Annotated in this window: 19 protein-coding genes and 1 pseudogene; 14 read left to right on the forward strand and 6 right to left on the reverse strand. The window is 66.1% G+C overall.

Annotation, left to right across the window (positions count from 1 at the left end):
* From KAY22_RS10015 to KAY22_RS10025, 3 genes are all read right to left on the reverse strand, one after another.
* The coding region (locus KAY22_RS10015) for an AMP-binding protein (protein WP_296622842.1) at positions 1-766 on the reverse strand (766 nt) is incomplete at its 3' end.
* Positions 767-783: 17 nt separating this feature from the next.
* Positions 784-2,094, reverse strand: coding sequence for an outer membrane protein transport protein (locus tag KAY22_RS10020; protein ID WP_296622844.1), 1,311 nt, complete (start codon positions 2,092-2,094; stop codon positions 784-786).
* 35 nt (positions 2,095-2,129) lie between these two features.
* Positions 2,130-2,534, reverse strand: a complete 405-nt coding sequence (locus KAY22_RS10025; RefSeq protein WP_296622846.1) for a DUF2147 domain-containing protein — start codon at positions 2,532-2,534, stop codon at positions 2,130-2,132.
* Positions 2,535-2,697: 163 nt separating this feature from the next.
* Here KAY22_RS10025 and KAY22_RS10030 point away from each other — a divergent pair, with 163 nt between their 5' ends.
* The 3 genes from KAY22_RS10030 (at position 2,698) to KAY22_RS10040 (ending at position 8,108) form a co-directional block, all read left to right on the forward strand.
* Positions 2,698-3,834 (forward strand): thiolase family protein, encoded by a 1,137-nt coding sequence (locus KAY22_RS10030; RefSeq protein WP_296622848.1) that lies wholly within the window; start codon positions 2,698-2,700, stop codon positions 3,832-3,834.
* 2 nt (positions 3,835-3,836) lie between these two features.
* Positions 3,837-6,158 carry a 3-hydroxyacyl-CoA dehydrogenase/enoyl-CoA hydratase family protein gene (locus tag KAY22_RS10035; protein WP_296622851.1) on the forward strand — a complete coding sequence of 774 codons (2,322 nt, stop codon included), beginning with the start codon at positions 3,837-3,839 and terminating at the stop codon, positions 6,156-6,158.
* A 159-nt stretch (positions 6,159-6,317) separates the two neighbouring features.
* The gene (locus tag KAY22_RS10040; protein ID WP_296622853.1) at positions 6,318-8,108 is read left to right on the forward strand and encodes an acyl-CoA dehydrogenase C-terminal domain-containing protein; all 1,791 of its coding nucleotides are present in this window, start codon (positions 6,318-6,320) and stop codon (positions 8,106-8,108) included.
* Between the two features lie 72 nt (positions 8,109-8,180).
* Here the strand turns inward: KAY22_RS10040 and KAY22_RS10045 are convergent, their stop codons facing one another.
* Positions 8,181-9,881 carry a DEAD/DEAH box helicase gene (locus tag KAY22_RS10045; RefSeq protein WP_296622856.1) on the reverse strand — a complete coding sequence of 567 codons (1,701 nt, stop codon included), beginning with the start codon at positions 9,879-9,881 and terminating at the stop codon, positions 8,181-8,183.
* 305 nt (positions 9,882-10,186) lie between these two features.
* Between KAY22_RS10045 and KAY22_RS10050 the strand changes: the two genes are divergently transcribed.
* The gene (locus KAY22_RS10050; protein WP_296622859.1) at positions 10,187-11,329 is read left to right on the forward strand and encodes an acyltransferase; all 1,143 of its coding nucleotides are present in this window, start codon (positions 10,187-10,189) and stop codon (positions 11,327-11,329) included.
* Here the strand turns inward: KAY22_RS10050 and KAY22_RS10055 are convergent.
* Entirely contained in the window at positions 11,284-12,468 is a 1,185-nt protein-coding gene (locus KAY22_RS10055; protein WP_296622861.1) for an NAD(P)/FAD-dependent oxidoreductase, read from the reverse strand. The two genes, KAY22_RS10050 and KAY22_RS10055, sit on opposite strands and share 46 nt — an antisense overlap.
* Positions 12,469-12,563: 95 nt before the next feature.
* On the opposite strand from KAY22_RS10055, the gene KAY22_RS10060 reads away from it, so the two are divergent.
* Together KAY22_RS10060 and KAY22_RS10065 are read left to right on the forward strand one after the other, a co-directional pair.
* Positions 12,564-14,147, forward strand: coding sequence for a peptide chain release factor 3 (locus KAY22_RS10060; RefSeq protein WP_296622864.1), 1,584 nt, complete (start codon positions 12,564-12,566; stop codon positions 14,145-14,147).
* Positions 14,148-14,186: 39 nt separating this feature from the next.
* Entirely contained in the window at positions 14,187-15,683 is a 1,497-nt protein-coding gene (locus KAY22_RS10065; protein WP_296622866.1) for a serine hydrolase domain-containing protein, read from the forward strand.
* Here the strand turns inward: KAY22_RS10065 and KAY22_RS10070 are convergent.
* Entirely contained in the window at positions 15,658-16,992 is a 1,335-nt protein-coding gene (locus KAY22_RS10070) for an MFS transporter (RefSeq protein WP_296622868.1), read from the reverse strand. The two genes, KAY22_RS10065 and KAY22_RS10070, sit on opposite strands and share 26 nt — an antisense overlap.
* Positions 16,993-17,209: 217 nt before the next feature.
* On the opposite strand from KAY22_RS10070, the gene KAY22_RS10075 reads away from it, so the two are divergent.
* The 8 genes and pseudogenes from KAY22_RS10075 to KAY22_RS10110 form a co-directional block, all read left to right on the forward strand.
* Entirely contained in the window at positions 17,210-18,199 is a 990-nt protein-coding gene (locus tag KAY22_RS10075) for a L,D-transpeptidase family protein (RefSeq protein WP_296622870.1), read from the forward strand.
* A 7-nt stretch (positions 18,200-18,206) separates the two neighbouring features.
* The gene (locus KAY22_RS10080; RefSeq protein WP_296622872.1) at positions 18,207-18,815 is read left to right on the forward strand and encodes a M23 family metallopeptidase; all 609 of its coding nucleotides are present in this window, start codon (positions 18,207-18,209) and stop codon (positions 18,813-18,815) included.
* An 85-nt stretch (positions 18,816-18,900) separates the two neighbouring features.
* The gene (locus KAY22_RS10085) at positions 18,901-19,530 is read left to right on the forward strand and encodes an arylesterase (RefSeq protein ID WP_296622874.1); all 630 of its coding nucleotides are present in this window, start codon (positions 18,901-18,903) and stop codon (positions 19,528-19,530) included.
* Between the two features lie 69 nt (positions 19,531-19,599).
* On the forward strand, positions 19,600-19,935 hold the full coding sequence (locus KAY22_RS10090; RefSeq protein ID WP_296622877.1) for an STAS domain-containing protein: 336 nt from the start codon (positions 19,600-19,602) through the stop codon (positions 19,933-19,935).
* 12 nt (positions 19,936-19,947) lie between these two features.
* Positions 19,948-20,910: an MBL fold metallo-hydrolase gene (locus tag KAY22_RS10095; RefSeq protein ID WP_296622879.1), complete on the forward strand. Its 963-nt coding sequence runs from the start codon at positions 19,948-19,950 to the stop codon at positions 20,908-20,910.
* A 67-nt stretch (positions 20,911-20,977) separates the two neighbouring features.
* Positions 20,978-21,898, forward strand: a complete 921-nt coding sequence (truB, locus tag KAY22_RS10100; RefSeq protein ID WP_296622881.1) for a tRNA pseudouridine(55) synthase TruB — start codon at positions 20,978-20,980, stop codon at positions 21,896-21,898.
* Positions 21,895-22,164: a 30S ribosomal protein S15 gene (gene rpsO, locus KAY22_RS10105; RefSeq protein ID WP_296622883.1), complete on the forward strand. Its 270-nt coding sequence runs from the start codon at positions 21,895-21,897 to the stop codon at positions 22,162-22,164. Before truB ends, rpsO begins: the two co-directional genes overlap by 4 nt.
* 197 nt (positions 22,165-22,361) lie before the next feature.
* Positions 22,362-23,500, forward strand: a pseudogene (locus tag KAY22_RS10110) (polyribonucleotide nucleotidyltransferase); the annotation flags it as partial.

A 23,500-nucleotide genomic window follows, 5' to 3' on the forward strand; every position in this document is an offset into this window, starting at 1 on the left:
CCGCGCCATGGCCGACATGCAGCGTCATCTGCCGGCTGTTCGCGGTGAGGTTCGCGTGGGTCAGCATCGCGCCCTTGGGCACGCCGGTGGTGCCGCCGGTATATTGCAGCACGGCGACGTCGTCGGGATCGATTGCGACGGGCTTGAACGCGGCGGGATCGGCCGCCGTCAGGTCGCGGAACGCCATGTGTCGCGCATCGGCCGGCCAACGCGCAATCTCCGACCGCTTGAAAAGGCGGTAGAGCAGCGAGGTGAAGGGCGGCAATATGTCCGCCAGCGGGCAGACGATGATCTTTTCGAGGCCGCTCTCCTGGGCGACGGCGGCTACCTTGGCGTGGATCGATGCCACGTCGATGACTGCCATGACGGTCGTTCCGGAGTCGCGAATCTGGTGGCGCAGCTCATGCTCGACATAGAGCGGGTTGAAGTTGACGACCGTCGCGCCGCAGCGGAGCGCCGCGAAATAAAGGATAACGAAATAGGGTGTGTTGGGCAGGCACAGGCCGAAGCGTATGTTCGGCCCAACGCCCATCGCCTGAAGGCCAGCGGCGGCACGGTCGACGAGCGCGCCGATCTCGGCATAGGTCCAGTGCCGCCCGAGAAAGTCGATCGCCCGGCGCGCGCCATGATCGCGCACGGCACCGTCGATCAACTCGGTCAGCAGCCTGGGCGGAATCGGCGGAGACGCTGGCACGCCTCCGCCGTCCGGAAGTGCGGCACCGCGACCGGAGGAAAGTGGGTCAGTCACGGTGTCGCGGGAAGTCATCTCGAAATATCTCCTGATCAGAAGGCCATGCGTCCGCCGACGGCGAGGATGATCGCCTTCGCGCCGGTCAGGCTGCCATTGGGGCGGATGATCGTCTGTGCGGGGGTGCCGACATAGAAGCCGCCGAGCCGATCGATCGACGAGTTCTTGAAGTCGACATAGTTGGCCGCCGCGTCGAGCGTGATCGAGTCGGTGATCGCGTAGGAGGTGCCCAGCGCGAAGTTGATGCGGCTCGCATCAGGCACGCGGGCGTCGCGCGAACCGTTGCGCGTCGGGGTCTGGTCCCATTGTACGCCGCCGCGCATCGTCCACTGCGGCGTCACGACATAATCGATGCCGCCTGCGACGCTCCAGCTGTTCTTGTAGTTCTGGTCGAGTGCGGCGTTGACCGGCGCGCCGAGGTCGATCGCGTCGAACTTGTTCCAGCCCGCGCGGACGACCTGGCCGTTCAGCGTCAGAGCGTCGCTGACATGGATGCGCGCGCTGGCGATCGCCTGCCAGGGCGTACGGAAGGTGGCGGTGATGCCTTCGATGCGGCCATTCTGCCCGGCAAGCGGGCCGAGCAGGCCGGCGGTGGTGATGCTGCCTTTCAGCTTATGCTTGACCGAGGATTTGTACGAGAAGCCGAGGTCGATCAGCGGGCTCGGGTGCAGCTGGACGCCGGCCGACCATCCGAGATCCCAGCCGTCGCCGCGCAGCGTCTGGTGCCCGTCGGGCAGCGCCGGGGACAGGTTCGGCAGGAAGTTCGACAGCGAGGCCTTGCTGTATTCGACGTTCAGGCCGATGCCGATGCCGATGATCGGCGAGGGCGCATAGGCGATCGTCGGCTGGATATCGATCGTCGTCAGCTTGGTCTTGTCGGCGGTGTAGCGCGCCCAGCTCGTATTCTCGTAATTGGTCGCGAAGCTGTAGGGGGCCGCGAGCGATACGCCCACCGACCATTTGTCGTTAAGCTTGTAGCCGACGGCACCCGAGGGCAGGAAACCCTTGTTGAGCGGGTCGACGGACACCTGGTTGCCGGGGATGCCGGCCGGGGCCTGACCCGGACGGATGATCACCGAGCTGTTGTTGCGGACCTTGCCCTTGGGAAGGATGGCGCTGAAGCCGCCATAGAGCGTGTTCTTTTCGTTGCCGGCGATCGCGGCTGGATTCCACCAGAGATTCTGTGCCCCCTGGTCGGCGGCTTCGCCCGAAAAGGCGCGACCGGCGGCGACCACCGACTGTTCCTGAAGATAGAAGGCCGAGGCATTGGCCGTACCCGCTGCAAACAGCGCGGCGGCGGTGGAAGCGCCTGCCAATGCTGCGCGGCGGATGCTGTTGTGGGACATGGAAGGTTCCTCTCTAAACGATACAGGCGCGCGGATCAGCGCACGCGGGTCCAGGTCTGGTTTTTGCAGAGCGGCACGAAGATGCAGCCCCGGAGCTTCAGGGTGTTGGCGTCGATGGGGGTGATGCGGGCGGAATAGGTCTTGCCGTCCTCGCCATTATAAATGGTGCCGCCGTCCCACAGCCCGTCCTTGTAGGAAAAGCCGCCCAGCATCTGCATCCCCTTGATCGGGCGATTGCGGAGCTTGGGATCCTTGTTGTTGACGTCCATCAGATTCGGATTGGTCGCCAGACCGTCAGACGTGACGATCTTGCCGCAGATCGAGGGCCCGCAGCGGGCGATCTCGATGATGCCGCCGCGCGTCTCGGTCCGCCAGCGGCCGACCACGACGTCGGGATTTCCGACAGCCGCAGCCGCCAATGCCATTAAGGTGATGCTCATGCGCTTTCGTCATCCTCTTGACGCCTGATGCTGCGATCAGGTCGTTCCCTATGGTGCAGCATGGATTGCACAAAAAAGGATTGACGTATAGGGGAGACTTCATACCTTTAAGAGAAATCGTCCGCGGCTGTTGTAAAAATGCCGCGCCTAGGGAGATGGTTCCATGCCGATTGCCGTCATCGCGGGCTATGCGCGCTCGCCTTTCCACCTTGCCAACAAGGGCGATCTTGCCCGCGTCCGCCCCGACGATCTCGCCGCCCAGGTGATTCGCGGCCTCATCGCGAAGACCGGTGTGAAGCCCGAGGACATCGAGGACATCGTGCTCGGCTGCGCCTTCCCCGAAGCGGAGCAGGGCCTCAATGTCGCGCGGTTGATCGGTCTGCTGGCGGATCTCCCGCTCAAGGTCGGCGGAATGACGGTCAACCGCTTCTGCGGCTCGTCGATGAGCTCGATCCACATTGCCGCAGGCCAGATCGCGATCGGCGCGGGCGACGTCTTCGTCTGCGCGGGCGTCGAGAGCATGAGCCGTGTGCCGATGATGGGCTATAACCCGATGCCCAGCCCCGAACTCGCGAAGAAGCGGCCCGGCGCCTATATCTCAATGGGCGAAACCGCAGAGAATGTCGCGACCCAGTATCAGGTCTCCCGCGAGGCGCAGGAGGCTTTCGCCGTCGAGAGCCAGAAAAAGGCCGCCGCTGCCCGCGAGGCGGGTCGCCTGAAGGATGAGATCGTCCCGATCAAGACGAAGAAGGGCGTCGTCGATACCGACGGCACCATCCGTCCGGAAACGACCGCCGAGGCGCTTGCAGGCCTGAAGCCGGCGTTCGATGCCAATGGCTCGGTCACCGCCGGCACCTCCTCGCCGCTGACCGACGGTGCGTCCGCCGTGCTCGTTACCAGCGAGGACTATGCCCGCGCGAACGGACTCACCATCCTCGCCCGCATCAAGAGTGTCGCCGTGTCGGGCTGCGAGCCCGAGATCATGGGCATCGGCCCCGTCTCTGCCTCGCGCAAGGCGCTCGAACGCGCGGCGCTGACCGCCGCCGACATGGACGTGGTGGAACTCAACGAGGCCTTTGCCAGCCAGGCGCTCGCCTGCAGCAACGAACTGGGGGTCAAGCCCGAGACAGTCAACATCGATGGCGGTGCGATCGCGCTCGGCCACCCGCTCGGCGCGACCGGCGCGCGGATCGTCGGCAAGGCCGCGGCGCTGCTCAAGCGCGAGGGCGGCAAATATGCGCTCGCGACCCAGTGCATCGGCGGCGGCCAGGGTATCGCCACCGTGCTGGAAGCGATCTGACCATGGGCGCGGACAGCAAGGATCCGATCCGCAAGGTCTGCGTGATCGGCGCCGGCACGATGGGCGCCGGCATCGCGGCCCAGGTCGCCAATGCGGGCGTGCCCGTGCTGCTTCTCGATATCCTGCCGAAGGACGGGGGCAACCGGAACGCCGTTGCCGAGGGTGCGGTCGCGCGCATGCTCAAGACCGATCCCGCCCCCTTCATGTCGAAGGCGGCGGCGAGGCTGGTCGAGACCGGCAATATCGAGGACGATCTCGCCAGGGTCGGCGAATGCGACTGGGTGATCGAAGCGATCATCGAGCGGCTCGACCTCAAGCAGGCGCTCTATGCGAAGCTCGAGGACGTGCGGAAGCCCGGCACGGCGGTGTCGTCCAACACCTCGACCATTCCGCTGGAAAAGCTGATCGAGGGGCGGTCGGACGCCTTTGCTGCGGATTTCCTGATCACCCATTTCTTCAACCCGCCGCGCTACATGCGGCTGGTCGAGGTCGTCACCGGGCCGCGCACGCAGGATGCGACGGCGGCGCGGGTCAGTGACTTCATCGACCGCGCGCTCGGCAAGCGTGTCGTGCCCGCGCACGACCGTCCCGGCTTCATCGCCAACCGGATCGGCAGCTACTGGCTGCAGGTCGCCTATAATGCGACCGTCGATCTCGGTCTGACGATCGAGGAAGCCGATGCGATCGGCGGCCGCCCGATGGGCGTGCCGAAGACCGGCATTTTCGGCCTGCTCGATCTCGTCGGCATCGACTTGATGCCGCTGCTGCTCAAGAGCTTCACCTCGACGCTGCCCGAGGGCGATCCCTATCTGGCAACCGTCCGGCCACTGACGCTGGTCGAGAAGATGATCGCCGAGGGCTATACCGGCCGCAAGGGCAAGGGCGGTTTCTATCGCCTCAACCGCGAGGCCGGGAAGCGCAAGGAAGCGATCGATCTCGCGACCGGCGACTATCGTCCGGCGATCAAGGCCGAGGTCCCCCGCGCCAAGCTGCCCCAGCTCGTGGCGCTGCCGGGCAAGACCGGTGCTTTCGCATGGACCGTGCTAAGCCAGGTGCTGGGCTATGCCGCGAGCCTCGTAAGCGAAATCGCCGACGACATCGTCGCGATCGATGACGCGATGAAGCTCGGCTATAACTGGAAGTTCGGGCCGTTCGAGCTTATCGACCAGCTCGGCGCAGCGGGCTTCGCCAAGCGCCTCGCCGATGAAGGCAAGCCGGTTCCGGCCATTCTCGCCACCGTCGGCGATCGCAGCTTCTATCGGGTCGAGGGCGGCAAGCGCCAGTATCTCGGTACCGACGGGGCCTATCATGACGTCGTCCGGCCCGATGGCGTGCTGCTGCTTGATGACGTCAAGCTCGCGGCCAAGCCGATCCTCAAGAACGGTTCGGCGGCAGTGTGGGATATCGGCGACGGCGTCGCCTGTTTCGAATTCACCTCGAAGATGAACGCGCTCGACGGCGAGACGCTCAAGCTGCTCGGCCAGGCGGTCGAGCATGTGGCGAAGAGCATGAAGGCGCTTGTAGTCTATAATGAGGGCAGCAATTTCTCCGCCGGCGCCAACCTCGGCCTCGCGCTCTTCGCGGTGAACATCGCCGCCTGGGGCGAGATCGAGAAGCTCGTGAGCGGCGGGCAGCAGGCCTACAAGGCGCTTAAATATGCGCCCTTCCCGGTGGTGTCTGCCCCGGCCGGCCTCGCGCTCGGGGGCGGCTGTGAAATCCTGCTTCATTCGGACGCGATCCAGGCGCATGCCGAAAGCTATATCGGCCTCGTCGAATGCGGCGTCGGCCTCGTCCCCGGCTGGGGCGGCTGCGGCGAATATATCGACCGCTGGCAGCGCTCGGGTCTGCTGCCCAAGGGACCGATGCCGGCGGTCGCCAAGGCCTTCGAGACGATCTCGACCGCGACGGTGGCCAAGTCGGCGGCCGAGGCGAAAGAGCTTCAGTTCCTGCGCAAGGACGACGGCATCACGATGAATCGCGATCGCCTCCTCGCTGACGCCAAGGCGCGCGCGCTGGCGATGGTCGACGGCTATCAGCCGCCCAAGCCGCCCGAGTTCCGCCTGCCCGGCCCCAGCGGGCGCGTCGCGCTCGGTATGGCCGCCGAGGGCTTCCACAAGCGCGGCATGGCGACCGACTATGATATGGTCGTGTCCGACGCCCTGGCGACGGTGCTGACCGGCGGCGAGGCGGATCTCGTCGACGTGGTGACCGAAGAGCAGATGCTGGCGCTCGAGAAGGACGCGTTCATGAAGCGGGTGCGCGACCCGCGCACCATGGCACGGGTCGAATCGATGCTCGAAACCGGCAAGCCGCTCCGGAACTGATAAGGATGCGCGTCTCCCTCATTCCTCCCCGGAACGGGGAGGGGAACCGCCGAAGACGGTGGAGGGGCATGCGCGACATTGGGATTTCCCCTCGACCATGCGGCGCATGGTCCCCCTCCCCGAGCCGGGGAGGAATTGTAGGAATTGAGGAGCAAGACGATGCAAGTCTATGAGGCCCCGCTGCGCGACATGCGCTTCCTGATCCACGAGTTGTTCGCCAAGGACGAATATGGCGCCCTGCCGGCTCATGCGGAGTTCACACCCGATCTCGTCGACGCGGTGCTGGAAGAAGCGGCGCGTCTGGCGAAGGACGTGCTGCTGCCGCTGAACGCCAGTGGCGACGAGGAAGGCTGCCTCTGGGAAAATGGGGTCGTGCGGACGCCCAAGGGCTTCAAGGAAGCCTATGACCAGTTCCGCGACGGCGGCTGGTGCGCGCTCGCCTCCGACCCGAAATGGGGCGGCCAGGGTCTCCCCGAGACCGTCAACAAGGCGGTCGAGGAGATGATCAGCTCGGCCAACATCTCCTTCGGACTCTACCCCGGCCTCACCCATGGCGCGGCCTCGGCGATCATCGGCCATGCGTCGGAGGATCTGCAGCAGCGCTATCTGCCGAACATGGTCGCTGGCGTGTGGTCCGGCACGATGTGCCTGACCGAGCCGCATTGCGGCACCGACCTCGGTATGCTGCGCACCAAGGCGGTGCCGCAGGACGACGGCAGCTACCTGATCACGGGCAACAAGATCTTCATTTCCGCCGGTGACCACGACCTGACCGAAAATGTGATCCACCTCGTCCTCGCGCGCCTGCCCGACGCGCCCAAGGGCGTAAAGGGAATCAGCCTGTTCCTGGTGCCGAAGTTCCTGCCGAAGGACGACGGCACGGTCGGTCCGCGCAACGGTGTCCAGTGCACGGGCATCGAGCACAAGATGGGGCTGAAGGCCTCGGCCACCTGCCAGATGAGCTTTGACGATGCGAAGGGCTGGCTGGTCGGCGAACCGCATAAGGGCCTCGCCGCCATGTTCACGATGATGAACACCGAGCGGGTATCGGTCGGCACGCAGGGCCTGGGTGTCGGCACCGCCGCCTATCAGAGCGCGGTTGCCTATGCGAAGGACCGCGTCCAGGGACGTTCGCTGTCGGGTACCAAGCGGCCCGACCTGTCGGCCGATCCGATCATCGTCCACCCCGACGTGCGGCGCATGCTGATGACGATGCGCGCCTACACCGAAGGGTGCCGCGCGCTGCAGATGTGGGTCGCGCGCGCGCTCGATGCCGAGCGCCATTCGCCCGATCCCGAACTGCGCCAGCGCGCCGAGGACATGACCGCGCTGATGACCCCGGTGGTCAAGGCGCTGCTCACCGATCTCGGCCATGAGGCCGCGCAGATCGCGATCCAGGTCTATGGCGGCCATGGCTACATCCGCGAGCACGGCGTCGAACAATATGCGCGCGATGCCCGCATCACGATGATCTACGAAGGCACCAACGGCATCCAGGCGCTCGACCTCGTTGGCCGCAAGATGCCGACCCATGCCGGACGCTATCTGCGCTCCTTCTTCCATCCGGTGTCCGAGTTCATCGAGAAGAACAAGGCGGTGCCGGGGATGGAGAAGATGGTCGACGCTCTGGAGAAGTCCTTCGGGGCGCTGCAGCTCGCGACGGCGACGATTGCCCAGAAGGGGATGGCCGATCCCGAGGAAGCCGGTGCCGCCGCGACCGATTATCTGCGCCTGCTCGGTCTGGTCGCCATCGCCTATCTGTTCGCGCGCTCGGCCAAGGTCGCGGGCATGAAGAAGATGATGGGGCAGGATCCGGATGGCTTCTATGCCAACAAGGTCACGACCGTCCGCTTCTTTTACGAGCGCATCCTGCCGCAGGTCGCCGGGCTGCTGACCGCGATCAAGGCCGGCAAGCGATCGACGATGGAGCTTCCCGAAGAGGCCTTCTGATCGGCGCTGCGCGACGGCAGATAGGAAAAGGGGCGCCGCGCGGCGCCCCTTTTTTATTCGATCTTTCGAGCGTCAGCGGCGCGGCGGTCCGCGACGGGGACCGCCCCGGCCCTGCGGCGGACGCGGCGGACCACCCGGGCGCCGGTTGTCGCGCGGCGGACCGCGGCGTTCTGGCGGCGGGGCATCGCCCGCCGGCTCGATGACGACGCTCTCGTCCTCGCCGGCTGTGCGCTTGACCGCCGACATGAACTTGGAGACGAGCGCCCGGGGAATCTCGAACCGGGTCTCGTTCGGGAAGATGCGGATCGCGCCGACGTCACGCTTGGTGATGTGGCCACGGCGGCAGATCAGCGGCAGCAGCCAGCGCGGGTCGGCGCTGCTGTCGCGGCCCGCGTTGATGCGGAACCAGCTGACATCCTCGAAGCCGGGCCGCGGGCCCTGCTCGCGAGCAGCCTGCGGCGCGGGGCTGGCATCGGCCAGTTCCTCGGGCGCCGGCAGGCTCTGCCGCTGGGCACGGACGAAGGCGGCGGCGATGTCCTCGGCCGAACGCGATTCGAGCAGCTTGCGGGCCACCTCGCGGTCTTCGTCGGAAATCTCGATCGCGGCGAGGCCCTCGACCAGCCGCTCGTCGTCGCGCGCATGAATGTCCTCGGGGGTGGGCACCTTGTCCCAGCTGGCCTGGATATTGGCGCCACGCAGCAGCCGTTCGGCATGGCGGCGGCGGGTATAGGGGATGACGAGCACGCAGGTGCCCTTGCGGCCGGCGCGACCCGTACGACCCGAGCGGTGCTGCAGCGTTTCGGCGTCGATCGGCAGCTCGGCGTGGATCACCAGTTCGAGGCCGGGCAAGTCGATGCCGCGCGCGGCGACGTCGGTCGCGACGCAGACGCGGGCGCGGCGATCACGCAGCGCCTGAAGCGCGTGGTTGCGCTCGTTCTGGCTGAGCTCGCCCGACAGGGTAACCGCCGCGAAACCGCGCTCGGTCAGTGCAGCCGACAGGCGGCGCACATTTTCGCGTGTCGCGCAGAAGATCATCGCGCCCTTGGCTTCGTGGAAGCGGAGGATGTTGACCACCGCATGCTCGATGTCACCAGGAGCGACGGCGACCGCGCGATAGTCGATGTCGGCATGGCGCTCGCGCTCGCCGGTCGTCTCGATCCGCAGTGCGTCGCGCTGGTACCGCTTCGCCATCACGGCGATCGGCTTGGGCATCGTCGCCGAGAACAGCAGTGTGCGCCGCTCGGGCGGCGTCATGTCGAGAATCTCTTCGAGATCCTCGCGGAAACCAAGGTCGAGCATCTCATCGGCTTCGTCGAGGATCACCGCGCGCAGCGATCCAGGCTGGAGCGCGCCGCGTTCGAGATGGTCACGCAGTCGGCCGGGGGTGCCGACGACGATGTGGCAGCCATAGCTCAGCTGGCGCTGTTCGACGCGCACGTTCATTCCGCCGACGCAGCTGATGACCCGTGCGCCGAGCTTGGCATAGAGCCACTGAAGCTCCCGCTGAACCTGCAGGGCGAGTTCGCGCGTCGGCGCGATGACCAGGGCGAGGGGCTCGCCGGGACGGGGCAGGGCAGCTTCGCCCTTCAGCAGGGTCTCGGCGATGGCGAGGCCATAGGCCACGGTCTTGCCGGAGCCGGTCTGGGCGGAGACGAGAAGGTCGCGGTCATTGGCTTCGGCGGCGATCACCTGGGCCTGGACGGGAGTCGGCGCGGTGTAGCCACGCTCTTCAATGGCCTCGGCAACGGGCCGCGGCAGGGTCGAAAAAGGCATAATGTATCCGATATATCTTGGTCGCGCCTGCTGTACGCGGCGGGACTTCGGGGTCCCTATAGTCCGAGAGGCCGTTCAAGGCCAGCGGGGATAAGTACGGCAAAGCGAAGGGACGCTGCCGTGCAACTTCTGGAGCACGACGGAAGATGCGCTGCGCGACATCCGTAGTTGGCGCGGATGGTGAGCAAGTGGCGGCAGCAGCGGCCTGAACAACGCGCCGTCTCACCGGCGCGTCGATTCGTCGACGCGTGCAGCGAGGGTTCAGGGAGCGATGCGTTGGTTGGTGGCGTGAAGGGCGAACATCCATGACGCGGCCGGTCACGGTCATGCAAAGAGGGGCGCCGCCGCCGCTGTCCCAGGCGATCGGTGTTGCGCGCCTCATCTGCATCCTCGGCATCGTCTATGTCCACGCCTGGACCGGCATCGGCGGGGAGCAGATGTCGCGTCTGGCCGAGACGACCCAGGGCATCGTGCGCTGGTCGGTTGTCGAGTTGTTCGGTCGGGCCTCGGTGCCGCTGCTGACGATGGTATCGGGCTGGCTGGTCGCATCCTCGATCGCCAAACGCGGTCCCTGCTCCTTTCTGTCAGGCAAGGCGCGGGCCGTTTTGGCGCCGATGCTGCTGTGGAACGCGATCGCGCTCCTCGTCGTAATGAGCGCGTCGAGGGCCGGATGGATCATCGGGCCGATGTCGGGCGATTTCCTGTTCTTCGCCAACAATCTGATCAGCCTGACCGGCGGCGCGGACGTCAATGTCCAGATGACCTTCCTGCGCGACCTGTTCCTGTGCATGGCTGCGGCGCCCTTGCTCGTCAGGCTGTCCAGCCGCTGGCTGCTCCTGGCGATGGCCGTGACCGTGATCTGGGTGATCGGCGGCTGGCAGCTCTATCTGCTGCTCCGTCCGTCGATCCTGATCTTCTTCATCGTCGGCCTGCTGGCGCGCCGCCATGGCTTGGCCGAAGCGGCGGCGCGCCTTGCGCCCTGGCAGGCGGCATTGCCCTTCCTCCTGATCGCGCCGGTCAAGATCGGCCTTTCGGTCGCGATGGACGGGCGCGGCGGGCTCGACCTGCATCTGCTCGCTGGCATCGATCTGATCATGCGCGCGGCGGTGGCGTTGCTCGTCTGGCGACTTGCCATCGGCCTCGCTCGCCGCCCGATCGGTGCGCAACTGCTCGGCCTCGAACGCTATGCCTTCTTCCTGTTCTGCTCGCACCTGCTGTTCATGTGGCTGATCGCGCCGCAGCTGGGTGCGCTGACCGGACCGATGGGTGAGCCCGGCTGGCTGGGCCTGTTCCTGATCATGCCGCTGCTGGCGCTGGTCTTCGCGGTCGGGCTGGCCAAGGCGGTCGAGACGCTGTCGCCTGCCGCCGCCGACCTGCTAAGCGGCGGACGGCTGGGCCGCGATCAGACCGCCAGACCTGCCGCGCGGCCGCTCGCCCACGCCCACTGAAAATTATAGCCACCGAGCCAGCCAGTCACGTCGACCGCCTCGCCGATGAAGTGGAGGCCCGGCACCTTCTTCGCCGCCATCGTGCGTTGATCGAGGCCGTCGGTCGAGACACCGCCGATCGTCACCTCGGCCTTGGTGAAGCCTTCCGAGCCATTGGGGGTAAAGGGCCAGCCATTGAGCGTGCGGCCAGCCTCGGCCAGTTGCTGGTCGCGCTGCTCGTGTAGCGGACCGGAGAGTTTGAGCCGGTCGGCGAGCGCATCGGCAAGGCGGTCGGGCAGTTTCTCCCGCAGCAGCGTACGCGGCTCGGCCTTGGGGCGGGCGCGTTTGCCGTCGGTCAGCAACTGCGCGGCGTCGCAGTCGGGCAGAAGGTCGAGCCGGATGGTGTCTCCGTGTCGCCAATAGCTGCTGATCTGGAGGATGGCGGGGCCCGACAGCCCGCGATGGGTGAACAGCGACGCTTCGCGAAAGGCGGTCTTGCCCAGCCGGGCGACGCTGTCGACCGCAACTCCGGACAGGCTTTCGAACAGGCGATCCCCCGCGCCGAGCGTCAGCGGCACGAGCGCGGGGCGCGGCTCGACGACCTTGAGTCCGAACTGCCGGGCGACGTCATAGGCGAAGCCGGTCGCCCCCATCTTGGGAATCGAGGGCCCACCCGTCGCGATCACCAGTGCAGGCGCCCGGGCAACGCCATTCGACGTATCGATGGCGAAGCGGCCGTGGGCATGGGCAATGGATCGGACCAGAGTCGACAGCCGCGTCTCCACGCCGCCGCGCGCGCACTCCTGCTCCAGCATCGCGACGATCTGCTTGGCGGATCCGTCGCAGAACAGCTGGCCCAGCGTCTTTTCGTGCCAGGCGATGCCATGGGCATCCACCATCGCGATGAAGTCGGACGGGCGATAGCGCGACAGCGCCGAGCGGGCGAAATGCGGGTTGGCCGACAGGAAGCGGTCGTGCCGGTCGGCTTCGATATTGGTGAAGTTGCAGCGACCTCCGCCCGAAATCAGGATCTTGGCGCCGGCCCGGTCGAGATGGTCGAGCAGCAGTACCCGCTTGCCCTGCTGCCCTGCGGTCAGCGCGCACATCATCCCCGCCGCGCCAGCGCCGATGATGATGACGTCGTAATCCTGTTCTGGCATCGGCAGCTTTCGATCCGGCCCGGCCCGCCAAGAGGGCGTGATACGGCGCTGGGGCTTATGTAGGTCGCCGAAGGCTGCTATCGGCCCGCGCCATCATGAGCAAGCCGAACCGCCCCGACCGCCGCACCTTCGCGATCATCTCGCATCCCGATGCCGGCAAGACCACGCTGACCGAAAAGCTCCTCTATTTCGGCGGCGCGATCCACTTGGCCGGCGAGGTCAAGGCGCGGGGCCAGACCCGACGCGCCCGGTCCGACTGGATGAAGATCGAGCAGCAGCGCGGCATTTCGGTCACCTCGTCGGTGATGACCTTCGAGCGCGACGGCATCACCTTCAACCTGCTCGACACGCCGGGCCACGAGGACTTTTCCGAAGATACCTATCGCACGCTGACCGCCGTCGACTCGGCGGTGATGGTGATCGACGCGGCGAAGGGCATCGAGCCGCAGACGCGCAAGCTGTTCGAGGTCTGCCGGCTGCGCTCTGTCCCGATCATCACCTTCATCAACAAGGTCGATCGCGAAGGCCGCCCGCCGTTCGAGCTGCTCGACGAAGTCGCCGATGCGCTCGCGCTCGACGTTGCGCCGATGAGCTGGCCTGCGGGCATGGGCGGCACGTTCGAGGGCATTTACGATCTCGCCCGCGACCGGTTGCACCGCCCGGCCGACGACGCCACCGGCGCCTTCGAAGGCGATTCGGTGTCGGTTTCGGGTCTCGGCGATTCGCAGCTGGACGACCTTCTGTCGGCCGAAGCGGTCGCCCTGCTGCGCGAGGAGGCCGAGCTGGCCCAGGCCGGCTATGCCCCGTTCGATGAGCAGGCTTATCTCCACGGTGATCTGACCCCCGTCTATTTCGGTTCGGCGCTCAAGGATTTCGGGGTCGAGCAGCTGATCGATGCTCTCGCGGACTTCGCGCCCAGCCCGCGCCCCCAGCCGGGCGAGCCGCGCGACGTCGATCCGGGCGAGCCCAATGTCGCCGGCTTCGTGTTCAAGGTGCAGGCGAACATGAACCCGCAGCACCGCGACCGCGTGGCCTTCATGCGGCTCTGCTCGGGCAAGTTCCGGCGCGGCATGAAGCTGAGCCAGGTCGGCACCGGCAAGGTGATTGCGGTGCACAGCCCGATCCTGTTCTTCGCGCAGAACCGCGAGCTGGCCGAGGAGGCCTTTCCCGGCGACATCATCGGCATCCCCAACCATGGCACGCTGCGCGTCGGCGACACGCTGACCGAGGGAGAGGCGATCCGTTTCACCGGCCTGCCGAACTTCGCGCCGGAAATCCTCCGCCGCGTGAAGCTCGCCGACCCGACCAAGACCAAGCAGCTGCGTAACGCGCTCAACGACATGGCGGAAGAGGGGATCATGCAGGTCTTCCACCCGCAGATCGGTTCGCAGCTTGTCGTCGGCGTGGTCGGGCAGCTGCAGCTCGACGTTCTCATCTCGCGCCTTCAGGCGGAATATAAGGTCGAGGCCAGCTTCGAGCCTTCGCCCTATGACACCGCGCGCTGGGTCACGTCGGACGATCCCAAGGCGCTCGACGAGTTCATGGGGCTGCACCGTTCGGCCATGGCCAGCGACCGCGACGAGGCGCCCGTGTTCATGGCCAAGGACGCCTGGGAATTGAACTACATCCAGGGCAAGTTTCCGGCGCTGAACTTCTCGGCTACCAAGGACCGGCGCTGATCCGCTGATCGTGCGACGGCGCGACCGGGGAGATGCGCCTTGCTTCGATTTCTGATCACGCTGTGCCTGTCGTTCGTCGCGCTGGTTGCGCCGGCGCGCGCGGCCGCGATCGACGCGGCGACGCTCGCGCAGGTCGATGCGATCTTCAGCCGCTGGGCGCTCGATGCGCATGTCCCGGGCATGGCTTATGGCGTGGTGGCCGACGGCCGGCTGGTGCATTTCGGCGGGCTGGGCGTCCAGTCCATCGACGGTCGCAAGCCGGTCGACCGGCAGACGCTGTTCCGCATCGCATCCATGAGCAAGGCGTTCACCGCGCTCGCCATCCTGAAGCTGCGCGATGAAGGCCGGTTGTTGCTCGATCGCCCCGCCGAAACCTATGTGCCCGAACTGCGCGGCTGGACCTATCCGACCAGCGATGCGCGCCGGCTTACCGTCCGCGACCTGCTCAACCACAGCGCGGGCTTCGTCGACGACAATCCCTGGGGCGACCGCCAGCAGTCGCTGCCCGAAGCCGATTTTACGGCGATGCTGCGGGCGGGTGTGCCCTTTTCGCGCGTGCCGGGCAGCGCGATGGAATATTCGAATTTCGGCTATGCCACGCTCGGGCGGATCGTCTCCAACGTCTCGGGCAAACGCTATCAGGACTATATCGGCGACACGCTTTTGCGCCCGCTCGGCATGACATCGACGACCTACGACATAGCCAGGTCTCCCCTCGACCGGCGCGCGATCGGCTATCGCTGGGAGGATGATCGCTGGGTGCGCGAGCCCGATCTCGCCGACGGTGCCTTCGGCGCGATGGGCGGCATGGAGACGAGCGCGGAGGATTATCTCCGGTGGATAGCCTTCCTCCTGTCGGCCTGGCCGGCCCGTGACGATGCCGATGCGGGACCGGTCTCGCGAGCGACGGTGCGATCGATCGTCGAAGGGTCGAACTTCGCGACGGGCACCATGCGCGCGGTGGCGATCGGTGGGGCCCCCTGCCGGCAGGCCGTGGCTTATGCGATGGGCTGGCGCGTGATCGACGATTGCGATCTCGGCCGGGTCGTGACCCATACCGGCGGCTATCCGGGCTATGGTTCGGTCGTGATGCTGATGCCCGACAAGGGCGTCGCGATCTTCGCCTTCGCCAACCGCACCTATGCCGCCCCTTATGTGCCGGCCTTTCGCGCGGCGCTCGCGCTCCAGTCCGCCGGGGCGATCGCCGACCGGGCGGTCCCGGTCGGCACGGGGGTCCGCGAAGCCTATGACGCCGTGGCTCGGATCTGGGCGGCAGGCGACGTGCTGGCAGCGCGGGATCGGCTGGCGATGAATTTCCTGCTCGATCGCGACGCGGCGCATTGGAAAGCCGATCTCGCAAGGTTGCGAACGTCGGTCGGCGCCTGCGACACCAGCGCGCCACCCAACCCGCAGACCGCCATGGGCGCACGTTTCCAGTGGACCTGCGAGCATGGCCGCATCGAGGGGAGCCTGCTTCTCGCGCCGACGCCGCGCCCTTCGATCCAGGAGCTCAAGCTGGCAGTGGCGCAGCCCTAGGCGCCAGCATCCTGTTCTTCGGCCGCGCTGCGAGGAGCATCAGCAGTGCGGCGGGCGAGCCGAAAGCGAGCGCCATGGTGGATAAGGCGAGGTCGAGGCGCGCGGCGCCGAACAGCCTGTCGGTCAGCAGCCCGACCAGCACCGAGCCGAAGGCGCCCCCGGTCAGGTTCACCAGCGCCATGTAGAGCCCGGTATATCGCCCGCGCAGCGCCGGCGGGACGATCGTCACGAGCAGGATGAAAACGGCGGTCACCGACAGCGCGCTGACGAACAGATTGATGAACGCCATCACCACCGCGCCGGTCACGGTCGGCATCAGCGGGCCGACGATCGTCGTCAGGCTCAGCACGCTCATCGCCGCGAAACACAGATGATAGGCGGCCTTGTCGCCCGCGCGTCGCTTCAACGCGCGGTGAAGGGGGTGGGCGACGAGACAGCCGCCGACACCGGCGAACAGGAAGGCGGGGCCATAGGTCGATGCGACCAGGGCCGGGGTCATGCCGTGCGATCGCATCAGCATCGCCGGATACCAGTTGAGCAGGCCGTAATTGTTCATCGACCAGGCGACGATGCTGAGCGCGAGCAGCGTCAGCGGACGCCGGTTCGCGCGGGCAAAGGCCAGGGCATCGCCGCCGGATGCGTTTTTGGCGGCTCCAGACTGCGCGCCGTCCTTCACCGACAGCCAAAGCAGGATCGCGAGCCCGACGCCAGGCACAGAAAGCAACAGGAAGACGAGGCGCCACGGCTCGGCCTCACTGAAGAAAGGAAGGTGATAGGGGCCGCCTGCGGCAAAGCGTGCGAGCAGTTGCGCGCCCGCCATCATCGCCAGGCCGCCGCCGACATAGAGGCCGGTGGTGAATAGTCCGATCGGTTTCTGCAGCCGATCCTGCGCGAATCTCGCGGAGATGATGCCGATTGCCGCCGGGTTGAGCCCGGCCTCGCCGACGCCGATGAACATGCGGGCGACGAACAGCGCGATGAATCCCGTCGCGATCCCGCTCGCTGCGGTCGCAAGCGACCAGGTCAGGATGCAGAGCGAGAGGATGGCGATGCGCCTGCCCCGGTCGAGCAGCCTGCCGATGAAGACCCCGCCGAAAACGTAGAGAAGGGCGAAGGCCGCTCCCGTCACCGCCCCGACCTGCCAGTCGGCGAGCGCCAGGCTGGCCTTGATGGGTTCGGCGAGGAAACTGAGGATCACCCGATCGACATAGCCGAGCACCGAGGTCGCGAAGAGGATTGCGACGACATACCAGTCATAGGCCGATGGCGCAGGCGCGCGACTGTCCGTCACAGGCTGAAGCTGGGCCATCGCACGTCTCTCCTCGGGTGCCGATGCCGTGACTTTCTGGAGGATCGCTTCTCTGGCCCCCGGCTTCGGCCAGAGTGGATGATGGCCAGGCCCCGAGGTCCAGCGGATCGGCACCGATCGGGCGACAATCACATCCGTGCTGATCGCGAGCTGTGATGGAGCGGAAAGAAAAGCGAAACCGCACGTTCTTGTGACGTCACGATCGAAGGAGTTCCGTGTGCGTCTATTTTCCGTCCTTCTGCTCTCCGCTGCTTTGACTTCTCCCGCGGCGCTCTCCGCCCAGGCGGCGAAGCCCGAGCAGCGCATTTTGGGCGCGCAGGTTCTGCTCGACCGGCTCGGCTTCGGGCCGGGGGTCATCGATGGCGCCAGTGGCAGCAGCTTCGCCAAGGCCCTGAGTGGCTGGCAACAGGCCAAGGGGCTGACCGTCACCGGCAAGCTGGACGAGGCTACCGTCAAGAGCTTCGAGCCCTTCCGCGAGATGCCGACCGTGATCGAGGTCAAGCTGACCCCCGAGATATTGGAGGGACCATTCGTGGGTCCGATCCCGGCTAAGGAGTCGCAACAGGCGAAGATGAAGAGCCTCGGCTATTCGGACGCGATGGAGAAGCTCGCCGAGCGCTACCACACGACCCGGCAGACGCTGATCGCGCTCAACTCGCCGGCTACGAAGCTGGTCGCGGGCACGGTGATCCGGGTGCCCAATGTCATACCTCCAGCGCAGGCCTTCCCGGAAGATATCAATCCTGGCTGGCGCAAGACGCTGTGGACGCTCAACGTCGGTTCGGACCAGCCCGAAGTGGCGAAGGTCGTGGTCGACAAGTCCGACGGCGTGCTGCGCGCCTTCGACGCGGCCGACAAGCTCGTCGCACAGTTTCCCGCCACCATGGGCAGCAAGCATGACCCGCTGCCGGTCGGCAGCTGGAAGATCCAGGGACGTGCCTATAATCCACCGTTCCACTATAATCCGAAGCTGTTCTGGGATGCCGACAGCAAGGATCAGAAGGCCGTCCTGCCGCCCGGCCCGAACGGCCCCGTCGGCGTCGTCTGGATCGATCTCGACAAGAAGCATTTCGGCATTCACGGGACGCCCAAGCCCGAGAATATCGGGCGCACCGAAAGCCATGGCTGCATTCGTCTGACCAATTGGGATGCCGCGCGGCTTGCGGTGATGGTGAAGCCGGGCACGCCGGCGATCTTCCAGGAGTAGGCGGTCGATGGTCCGTAAGCTCGCGATCGTCCTGGCGATGCTGGTCCTCGGCTATGTCGGCTGGGTCGTCATGCTCAATCTGCCGGGTCGAAGCGGGCCTCCGGAAACTGCGCGGTCGGCCAAGCAGCCGGCCACCGTCGCCGTCCGTCAGACTTCGCCTTCCCCGGCGCCGCAACGCTCCTCGACCGGCCTTCTCATTCCGGTAGAGGGCGTGACGGCGGCCCAATTGGCCGACACGTTCGACGATGCACGGGGAGAGGGGCGGGTGCACGACGCGATCGACATCATGGCGCCGCGCGGAACGCCGGTGATCGCGGCGGCGGCCGGGACTGTGGAAAAGCTGTTCGACAGCAAATTGGGCGGCCGCACTATCTATGTCCGCCGCACCGGCGGACAATGGATCGACTATTATGCCCATCTCGACAGCTACGCGCCGGGACTGGCCGAAGGGCAGCGCGTCGAGCAGGGGCAGCGGATCGCGACGGTCGGTTCCACCGGTGACGCCAGCGCGGACGCGCCGCATCTTCACTTCGCGGTCAACGCCATGGCCCCTGGCGAAGGCTGGTGGCAGGGCAAGGCGATCAATCCCTATCCGCTGCTCGCCGGCCGGAACTGACGCTTCCGCCGGTAGGACCAGTCGATTCGTAAGGAAGCGTGTCCGGTGGATCGACAAATGCCGGGCATCTGCCAATATCGGAGATATGAGTTTGTACCGATCCCTATTCGCGTTCCTGGCTGCGTTGCTTTTGTCGGGGGCCGCACAGGCCGCAGACCGGCTCGTCGTCGCATTTGGCGACAGTCTCACCGCCGGCTATCGCCTGCCGCCGGGGCAGGGCTTCGCACCGCAGCTGGAAGCCGCGTTGCGGCGGGATGGTGTCGCGGCGCGCGTTCAGAATGCCGGCGTGTCGGGCGATACGACCGCGCAGGGTAAGGCGCGCCTCGCCTGGGTCCTGTCCGCGGCCAAGGTAAAGCCGGATCTCGTGATCGTGGAACTCGGCGCCAACGACATGCTGCGCGGGCTCGACCCGGCAAAGGCGGAGGCCAATCTCGACGCGATCCTGGCCGAATTGGGTCGGCGGCGTATCCCGGTGCTGCTCGCCGGCATGGTCGCTGCGCCCAACCTCGGCCCGGATTATGCCGGAAAGTTCAATCCGATCTACCGACGGCTGGCGGCGAAGCACAAGGTGCGGCTCTATCCGTTCTTTCTCCAGGGTGTGGTCGGCGACCGATCGTTGCACATCGGGGATGCGATTCACCCGAATGCGCGCGGAGTCGGCGTGATTGTGCGAGGCATCTTGCCGCATGTGAAGGCGTCGTTGGCGAAGGGATGATCAGTGGCGTTGCAGCCTGAGCGATACGGCCTTAAGCTCGCAACCGTAACGGAGCGGGGGAGTGCTTCGATGGAGTGGACCGCCGCAGCTGTTGGCCAGGGGCTGATCGCCAGCCCGCAGGGCGATATCGAGGATGGCGACCGCGACCTGTTTCTTGAAAATCTGCGCCATGGCGTGTCGGAAGCGGTGGCGCGTTCGGTCCCGCTGATCATCGATCTGGCGGCGGTAGGCCACATGTCGGCATCCGCGCTCATGGCATTGACGATCGCGCGCAAGGATGCGGTCGCCGGTGGCATCAAGATCATTCTCGCGCGGCCGGGGGCAGCCCTGCGGAAGATATTGGAGATCAGCCGCTATCAGCTCATCTTCGACATCATCGAGGATCCGAACGACGGGGGAGAGTAAGCGTTGGGGGGGATGTTGGTCCGCTTTTGGGGGACGCGCGGTTCGCTGCCGGTCGCACCGCGTGCGGCGGCGATCGAAGCGAAGATCGCCCATGCGCTGATGCGGGCGCAGGGCCGGGCCTTCGCCGACGAGGCCGCAGCCCGGCGTTTCGTCACCGACGAACTCAGCTTCGGCGAGGGGCGCACCTATGGCGGTGCAACCACCTGCCTCGAAATCGAAGGAGCGGACGAGAGCTTCTTCGTGCTCGACATGGGCTCCGGGTTGCGCGAGCTGGGCAATGATGCCTTCCGCCGCTTCGGGGAAGGCCGCGCGCGCAAGTTCAATTTCTTCATGTCCCACCTCCATTGGGACCACATCATGGGCTTCCCCTTCTTCGGCCCGGCCTTCGATCCGAACACGCATATCGTCATCCATTCGGGACATGCCGATTGCGAGCAGGCGCTGCGCCGGCAGCAGGAGGAGATTAGCTTTCCTGTCTCCTTCGACTGGCTGCGCGCGAAGATCGAGTTTCGTGTGCTCACCCCGGGCGAGCGCTATACCGTCGACGGCGTCGACGTCGAACTCATGCCGCAGGATCACAGCCATGTGTCCTATGCCTGGAAATTCCACCGCGGTGGCAAGACCTTCGTCTTCTCGACCGATGCCGAGCATCGCATGGACGATCTGGACGACCAGCGCGCCTTCGAAGGCTTCTTCCGCGACGCCGATCTGGTCGTCTGCGACACCATGTATTCACTGGCGGAGAGCATCACGCTGAAGGCGGATTGGGGCCATTCGTCGAACGTGATGGCGGTCAATCTCTGCCACGGCGCCGGTGCGCGCAAGCTGGCGCTGTTTCACCATGAGCCGACCAGCAACGACCGCGACATCGACGCGCTGCTGGAGGAGACGATCCAATATGAAGCGCTGAGCCGCAAGGACCGGCAGCCGCTCGAGATCGTCTGCTCTTACGACGGGCTCGAATTGCAGGTCTGATCCGGGTCTTCGCGAATTCGGGCCACCCGCGCTCGACAGTCGGTAACCGCGCGGATAGAGCCGCGCGATGCATGGCTGGATCATCATCGACAAGCCCGTCGGCCCCGGATCGACCCAGATCGTCTCGGCGGTGAAGCGCGCGCTGCGCGTCGGCGGCTATGGCAAATACAAGGTTGGCCATGGCGGTACGCTCGATCCGCTGGCGTCCGGCGTATTGCCGGTGGCACTGGGTGAGGCGACCAAATTGTCCGGGCGGATGCTCGACGCCGACAAGGCCTATGATTTCACCATCGGCTTCGGAGTTCAGACCGATACGCTCGATGCCGAAGGTGTAATGGCGGAGACGTCCGACGTCCGACCGACCCGCGCCGACGTCGAGGCGGTCCTCGAGCGCTTTCGTGGGCCGATCGACCAGGTGCCGCCGGTCTATTCCGCCCTCAAGATCGATGGCGAGCGTGCCTATGATCGTGCCCGCGCAGGCGAAGCCGTCGAGATGAAAACCCGCGCGGTGACGATCCACCGGCTGGAGCTGGTCTCGGCAGCGCCCATCGGAGAGGGGGACGGCCTTGCCGAGGCGACCTTCTCCTGTGCCGTGTCCAAGGGCACCTATGTCCGCAGCCTGGCGCGCGACATCGCACGGGCGGCGGGAACGGTCGGCCATGTCACCATGCTCCGCCGCACCAAGGCGGGTCCGTTCACCCTCGACCCGGCGATTCCGCTGGACAAGCTGGAGGAACTTGCTAAGGCCCGGCACCTTGAACAGATACTCTTGCCGCTGACGGCAGGGCTGGACGACATCCCGGCTCTTCCCGTCACCCCCGATCAGGCAAGGGCGCTCCGCGAGGGGCGCAAGTTGGTCGGGATCGCCGCACCTTCCGGCCTCAATCTTGCGATAGACGGCGACATGCCGGTTGCGCTGGTGGAGGTCGAGGACCGCGAGGTTCGCGTGGTGCGGGGTTTCAATCTGATGTCGAAGGAAGAAAAATGACCGTTTCCGCCGAGCGCAAGACCGCGATCATTGCCGACAACGCCCGTGCCGATGGCGACACCGGCAGCCCCGAAGTCCAGATCGCGATCCTGACCGAGCGCATCACCAACCTGACCGAGCATTTCAAGACCCATGCGAAGGACAACCATTCGCGCCGCGGTCTGCTGATGCTGGTCAACAAGCGCCGCAGCCTTCTCGACTATCTCAAGCGGAAGGACGTGGACCGGTACACTGCCCTCATCGGCAAGCTGAACCTGCGCAAGTAAGCAAGTTTCGGAACGGCCCCGGTTTCCGGGGCCGTTCTTTTTCCGGCCAGGAACAATTCGGTTCCGGGCAGGAAGGCGGGCAGACGATCCCGCCATGGCAGGCCGAAGCCGGCCTGCCTCTCGGGTGATGCGGAGCGGGGCTCCGGTCGCCCTCATAGGCCCCGGACGCATAGGGCGTTCGGAGACAAGGAAGCCACATGTTCGATACGAAGAAAGTTGAAATCCAGTGGGGCGGCCAGACCCTCACGCTGGAAACGGGCCGCGTTGCCCGCCAGGCCGACGGCGCGGTGCTCGCGACCCTCGGCGAGACCGTCGTCCTCTGCGCCGTGACTGCGGCGCGCAGCGTCAAGGAAGGGCAGGACTTCTTCCCTCTGACCGTTCATTATCAGGAGAAGTATTTCTCGTCGGGTCGCATTCCCGGCGGCTTCTTCAAGCGCGAGCGTGGCGCGACCGAGAAGGAGACGCTGGTCTCCCGCCTGATCGACCGCCCGATCCGCCCGCTCTTCCCGGAAGGCTTCTACAACGAGATCAACGTCATCGCTCAGGTGCTGAGCTATGACGGCGAGAACGAGCCCGACATCCTCGCGATGATCGCCGCCTCGGCCGCGCTCACCATCTCGGGCGTCCCCTTCATGGGCCCGATCGGCGCTGCCCGCGTCGGCTACAAGGATGGCGAATATCTCCTGAACCCGACCGACACGCAGGTCGCCGAGGGCGAGCTCGACCTGGTCGTCGCCGCCACCCACGATGCCGTCATGATGGTCGAGTCCGAAGCCAAGGAGCTTTCGGAAGAGGTCATGCTGGGTGCCGTGATGTTCGCGCACAAGGCGTGCCAGGACGTCATCAAGGCGATCATCAAGCTGGCCGAGAAGTCGGCCAAGGAGCCTTGGGAAATGGCCCCGCAGGCCGATCTCTCGGCCGCCAAGACCAAGCTTAAGAAGCTGATCGGCAAGGACATCGAGGCAGCCTACAAGCTGACCAACAAGTCCGAGCGCTCGAACGCGCTGAACGCAGCGCGCGCCAAGGCGAAGGAAGCCTTCGCCGACGCGACCCCGCAGGACCAGATGGCGGCGATGAAGCTCGTCAAGAAGCTGGAAGCCGAGATCGTTCGTACGGCGATTCTCAAGGAAGGCCGCCGCATCGACGGCCGCGACACCAAGACGGTCCGCCCGATCGTCGCGGAAGCGCATTTCCTGCCGCGCGCCCATGGTTCGGCACTGTTCACCCGTGGCGAGACGCAGAGCATTTCGACCTGCACCCTCGGCACCAAGGACGCCGAGGGTGCAGGTCGAAATGCTCTGCGTCTCGCCACGGGTGAACAGTGCCGAACCATGGG

This window comes from Rhizorhabdus sp. (genome assembly GCF_018006725.1).
Taxonomy (GTDB): domain Bacteria; phylum Pseudomonadota; class Alphaproteobacteria; order Sphingomonadales; family Sphingomonadaceae; genus Rhizorhabdus.

Excerpts from the sequence above, each read along its gene's own strand:
- KAY22_RS10095 (WP_296622879.1), top strand. The coding sequence starts at position 19,948 with ATGTTGGTCCGCTTTTGGGGGACGCGCGGTTCGCTGCCGGTCGCACCG.
- KAY22_RS10020 (WP_296622844.1), bottom strand. The coding sequence starts at position 2,094 with ATGTCCCACAACAGCATCCGCCGCGCAGCATTGGCAGGCGCTTCCACC.
- KAY22_RS10070 (WP_296622868.1), bottom strand. The coding sequence starts at position 16,992 with ATGGCCCAGCTTCAGCCTGTGACGGACAGTCGCGCGCCTGCGCCATCG.
- KAY22_RS10030 (WP_296622848.1), top strand. The coding sequence starts at position 2,698 with ATGCCGATTGCCGTCATCGCGGGCTATGCGCGCTCGCCTTTCCACCTT.
- KAY22_RS10085 (WP_296622874.1), top strand. The coding sequence starts at position 18,901 with ATGAGTTTGTACCGATCCCTATTCGCGTTCCTGGCTGCGTTGCTTTTG.
- KAY22_RS10025 (WP_296622846.1), bottom strand. The coding sequence starts at position 2,534 with ATGAGCATCACCTTAATGGCATTGGCGGCTGCGGCTGTCGGAAATCCC.
- KAY22_RS10090 (WP_296622877.1), top strand. The coding sequence starts at position 19,600 with ATGGAGTGGACCGCCGCAGCTGTTGGCCAGGGGCTGATCGCCAGCCCG.
- KAY22_RS10080 (WP_296622872.1), top strand. The coding sequence starts at position 18,207 with ATGGTCCGTAAGCTCGCGATCGTCCTGGCGATGCTGGTCCTCGGCTAT.
- rpsO (WP_296622883.1), top strand. The coding sequence starts at position 21,895 with ATGACCGTTTCCGCCGAGCGCAAGACCGCGATCATTGCCGACAACGCC.
- KAY22_RS10050 (WP_296622859.1), top strand. The coding sequence starts at position 10,187 with ATGACGCGGCCGGTCACGGTCATGCAAAGAGGGGCGCCGCCGCCGCTG.
- KAY22_RS10060 (WP_296622864.1), top strand. The coding sequence starts at position 12,564 with ATGAGCAAGCCGAACCGCCCCGACCGCCGCACCTTCGCGATCATCTCG.
- KAY22_RS10035 (WP_296622851.1), top strand. The coding sequence starts at position 3,837 with ATGGGCGCGGACAGCAAGGATCCGATCCGCAAGGTCTGCGTGATCGGC.
- truB (WP_296622881.1), top strand. The coding sequence starts at position 20,978 with ATGCATGGCTGGATCATCATCGACAAGCCCGTCGGCCCCGGATCGACC.
- KAY22_RS10045 (WP_296622856.1), bottom strand. The coding sequence starts at position 9,881 with ATGCCTTTTTCGACCCTGCCGCGGCCCGTTGCCGAGGCCATTGAAGAG.
- KAY22_RS10040 (WP_296622853.1), top strand. The coding sequence starts at position 6,318 with ATGCAAGTCTATGAGGCCCCGCTGCGCGACATGCGCTTCCTGATCCAC.
- KAY22_RS10055 (WP_296622861.1), bottom strand. The coding sequence starts at position 12,468 with ATGCCAGAACAGGATTACGACGTCATCATCATCGGCGCTGGCGCGGCG.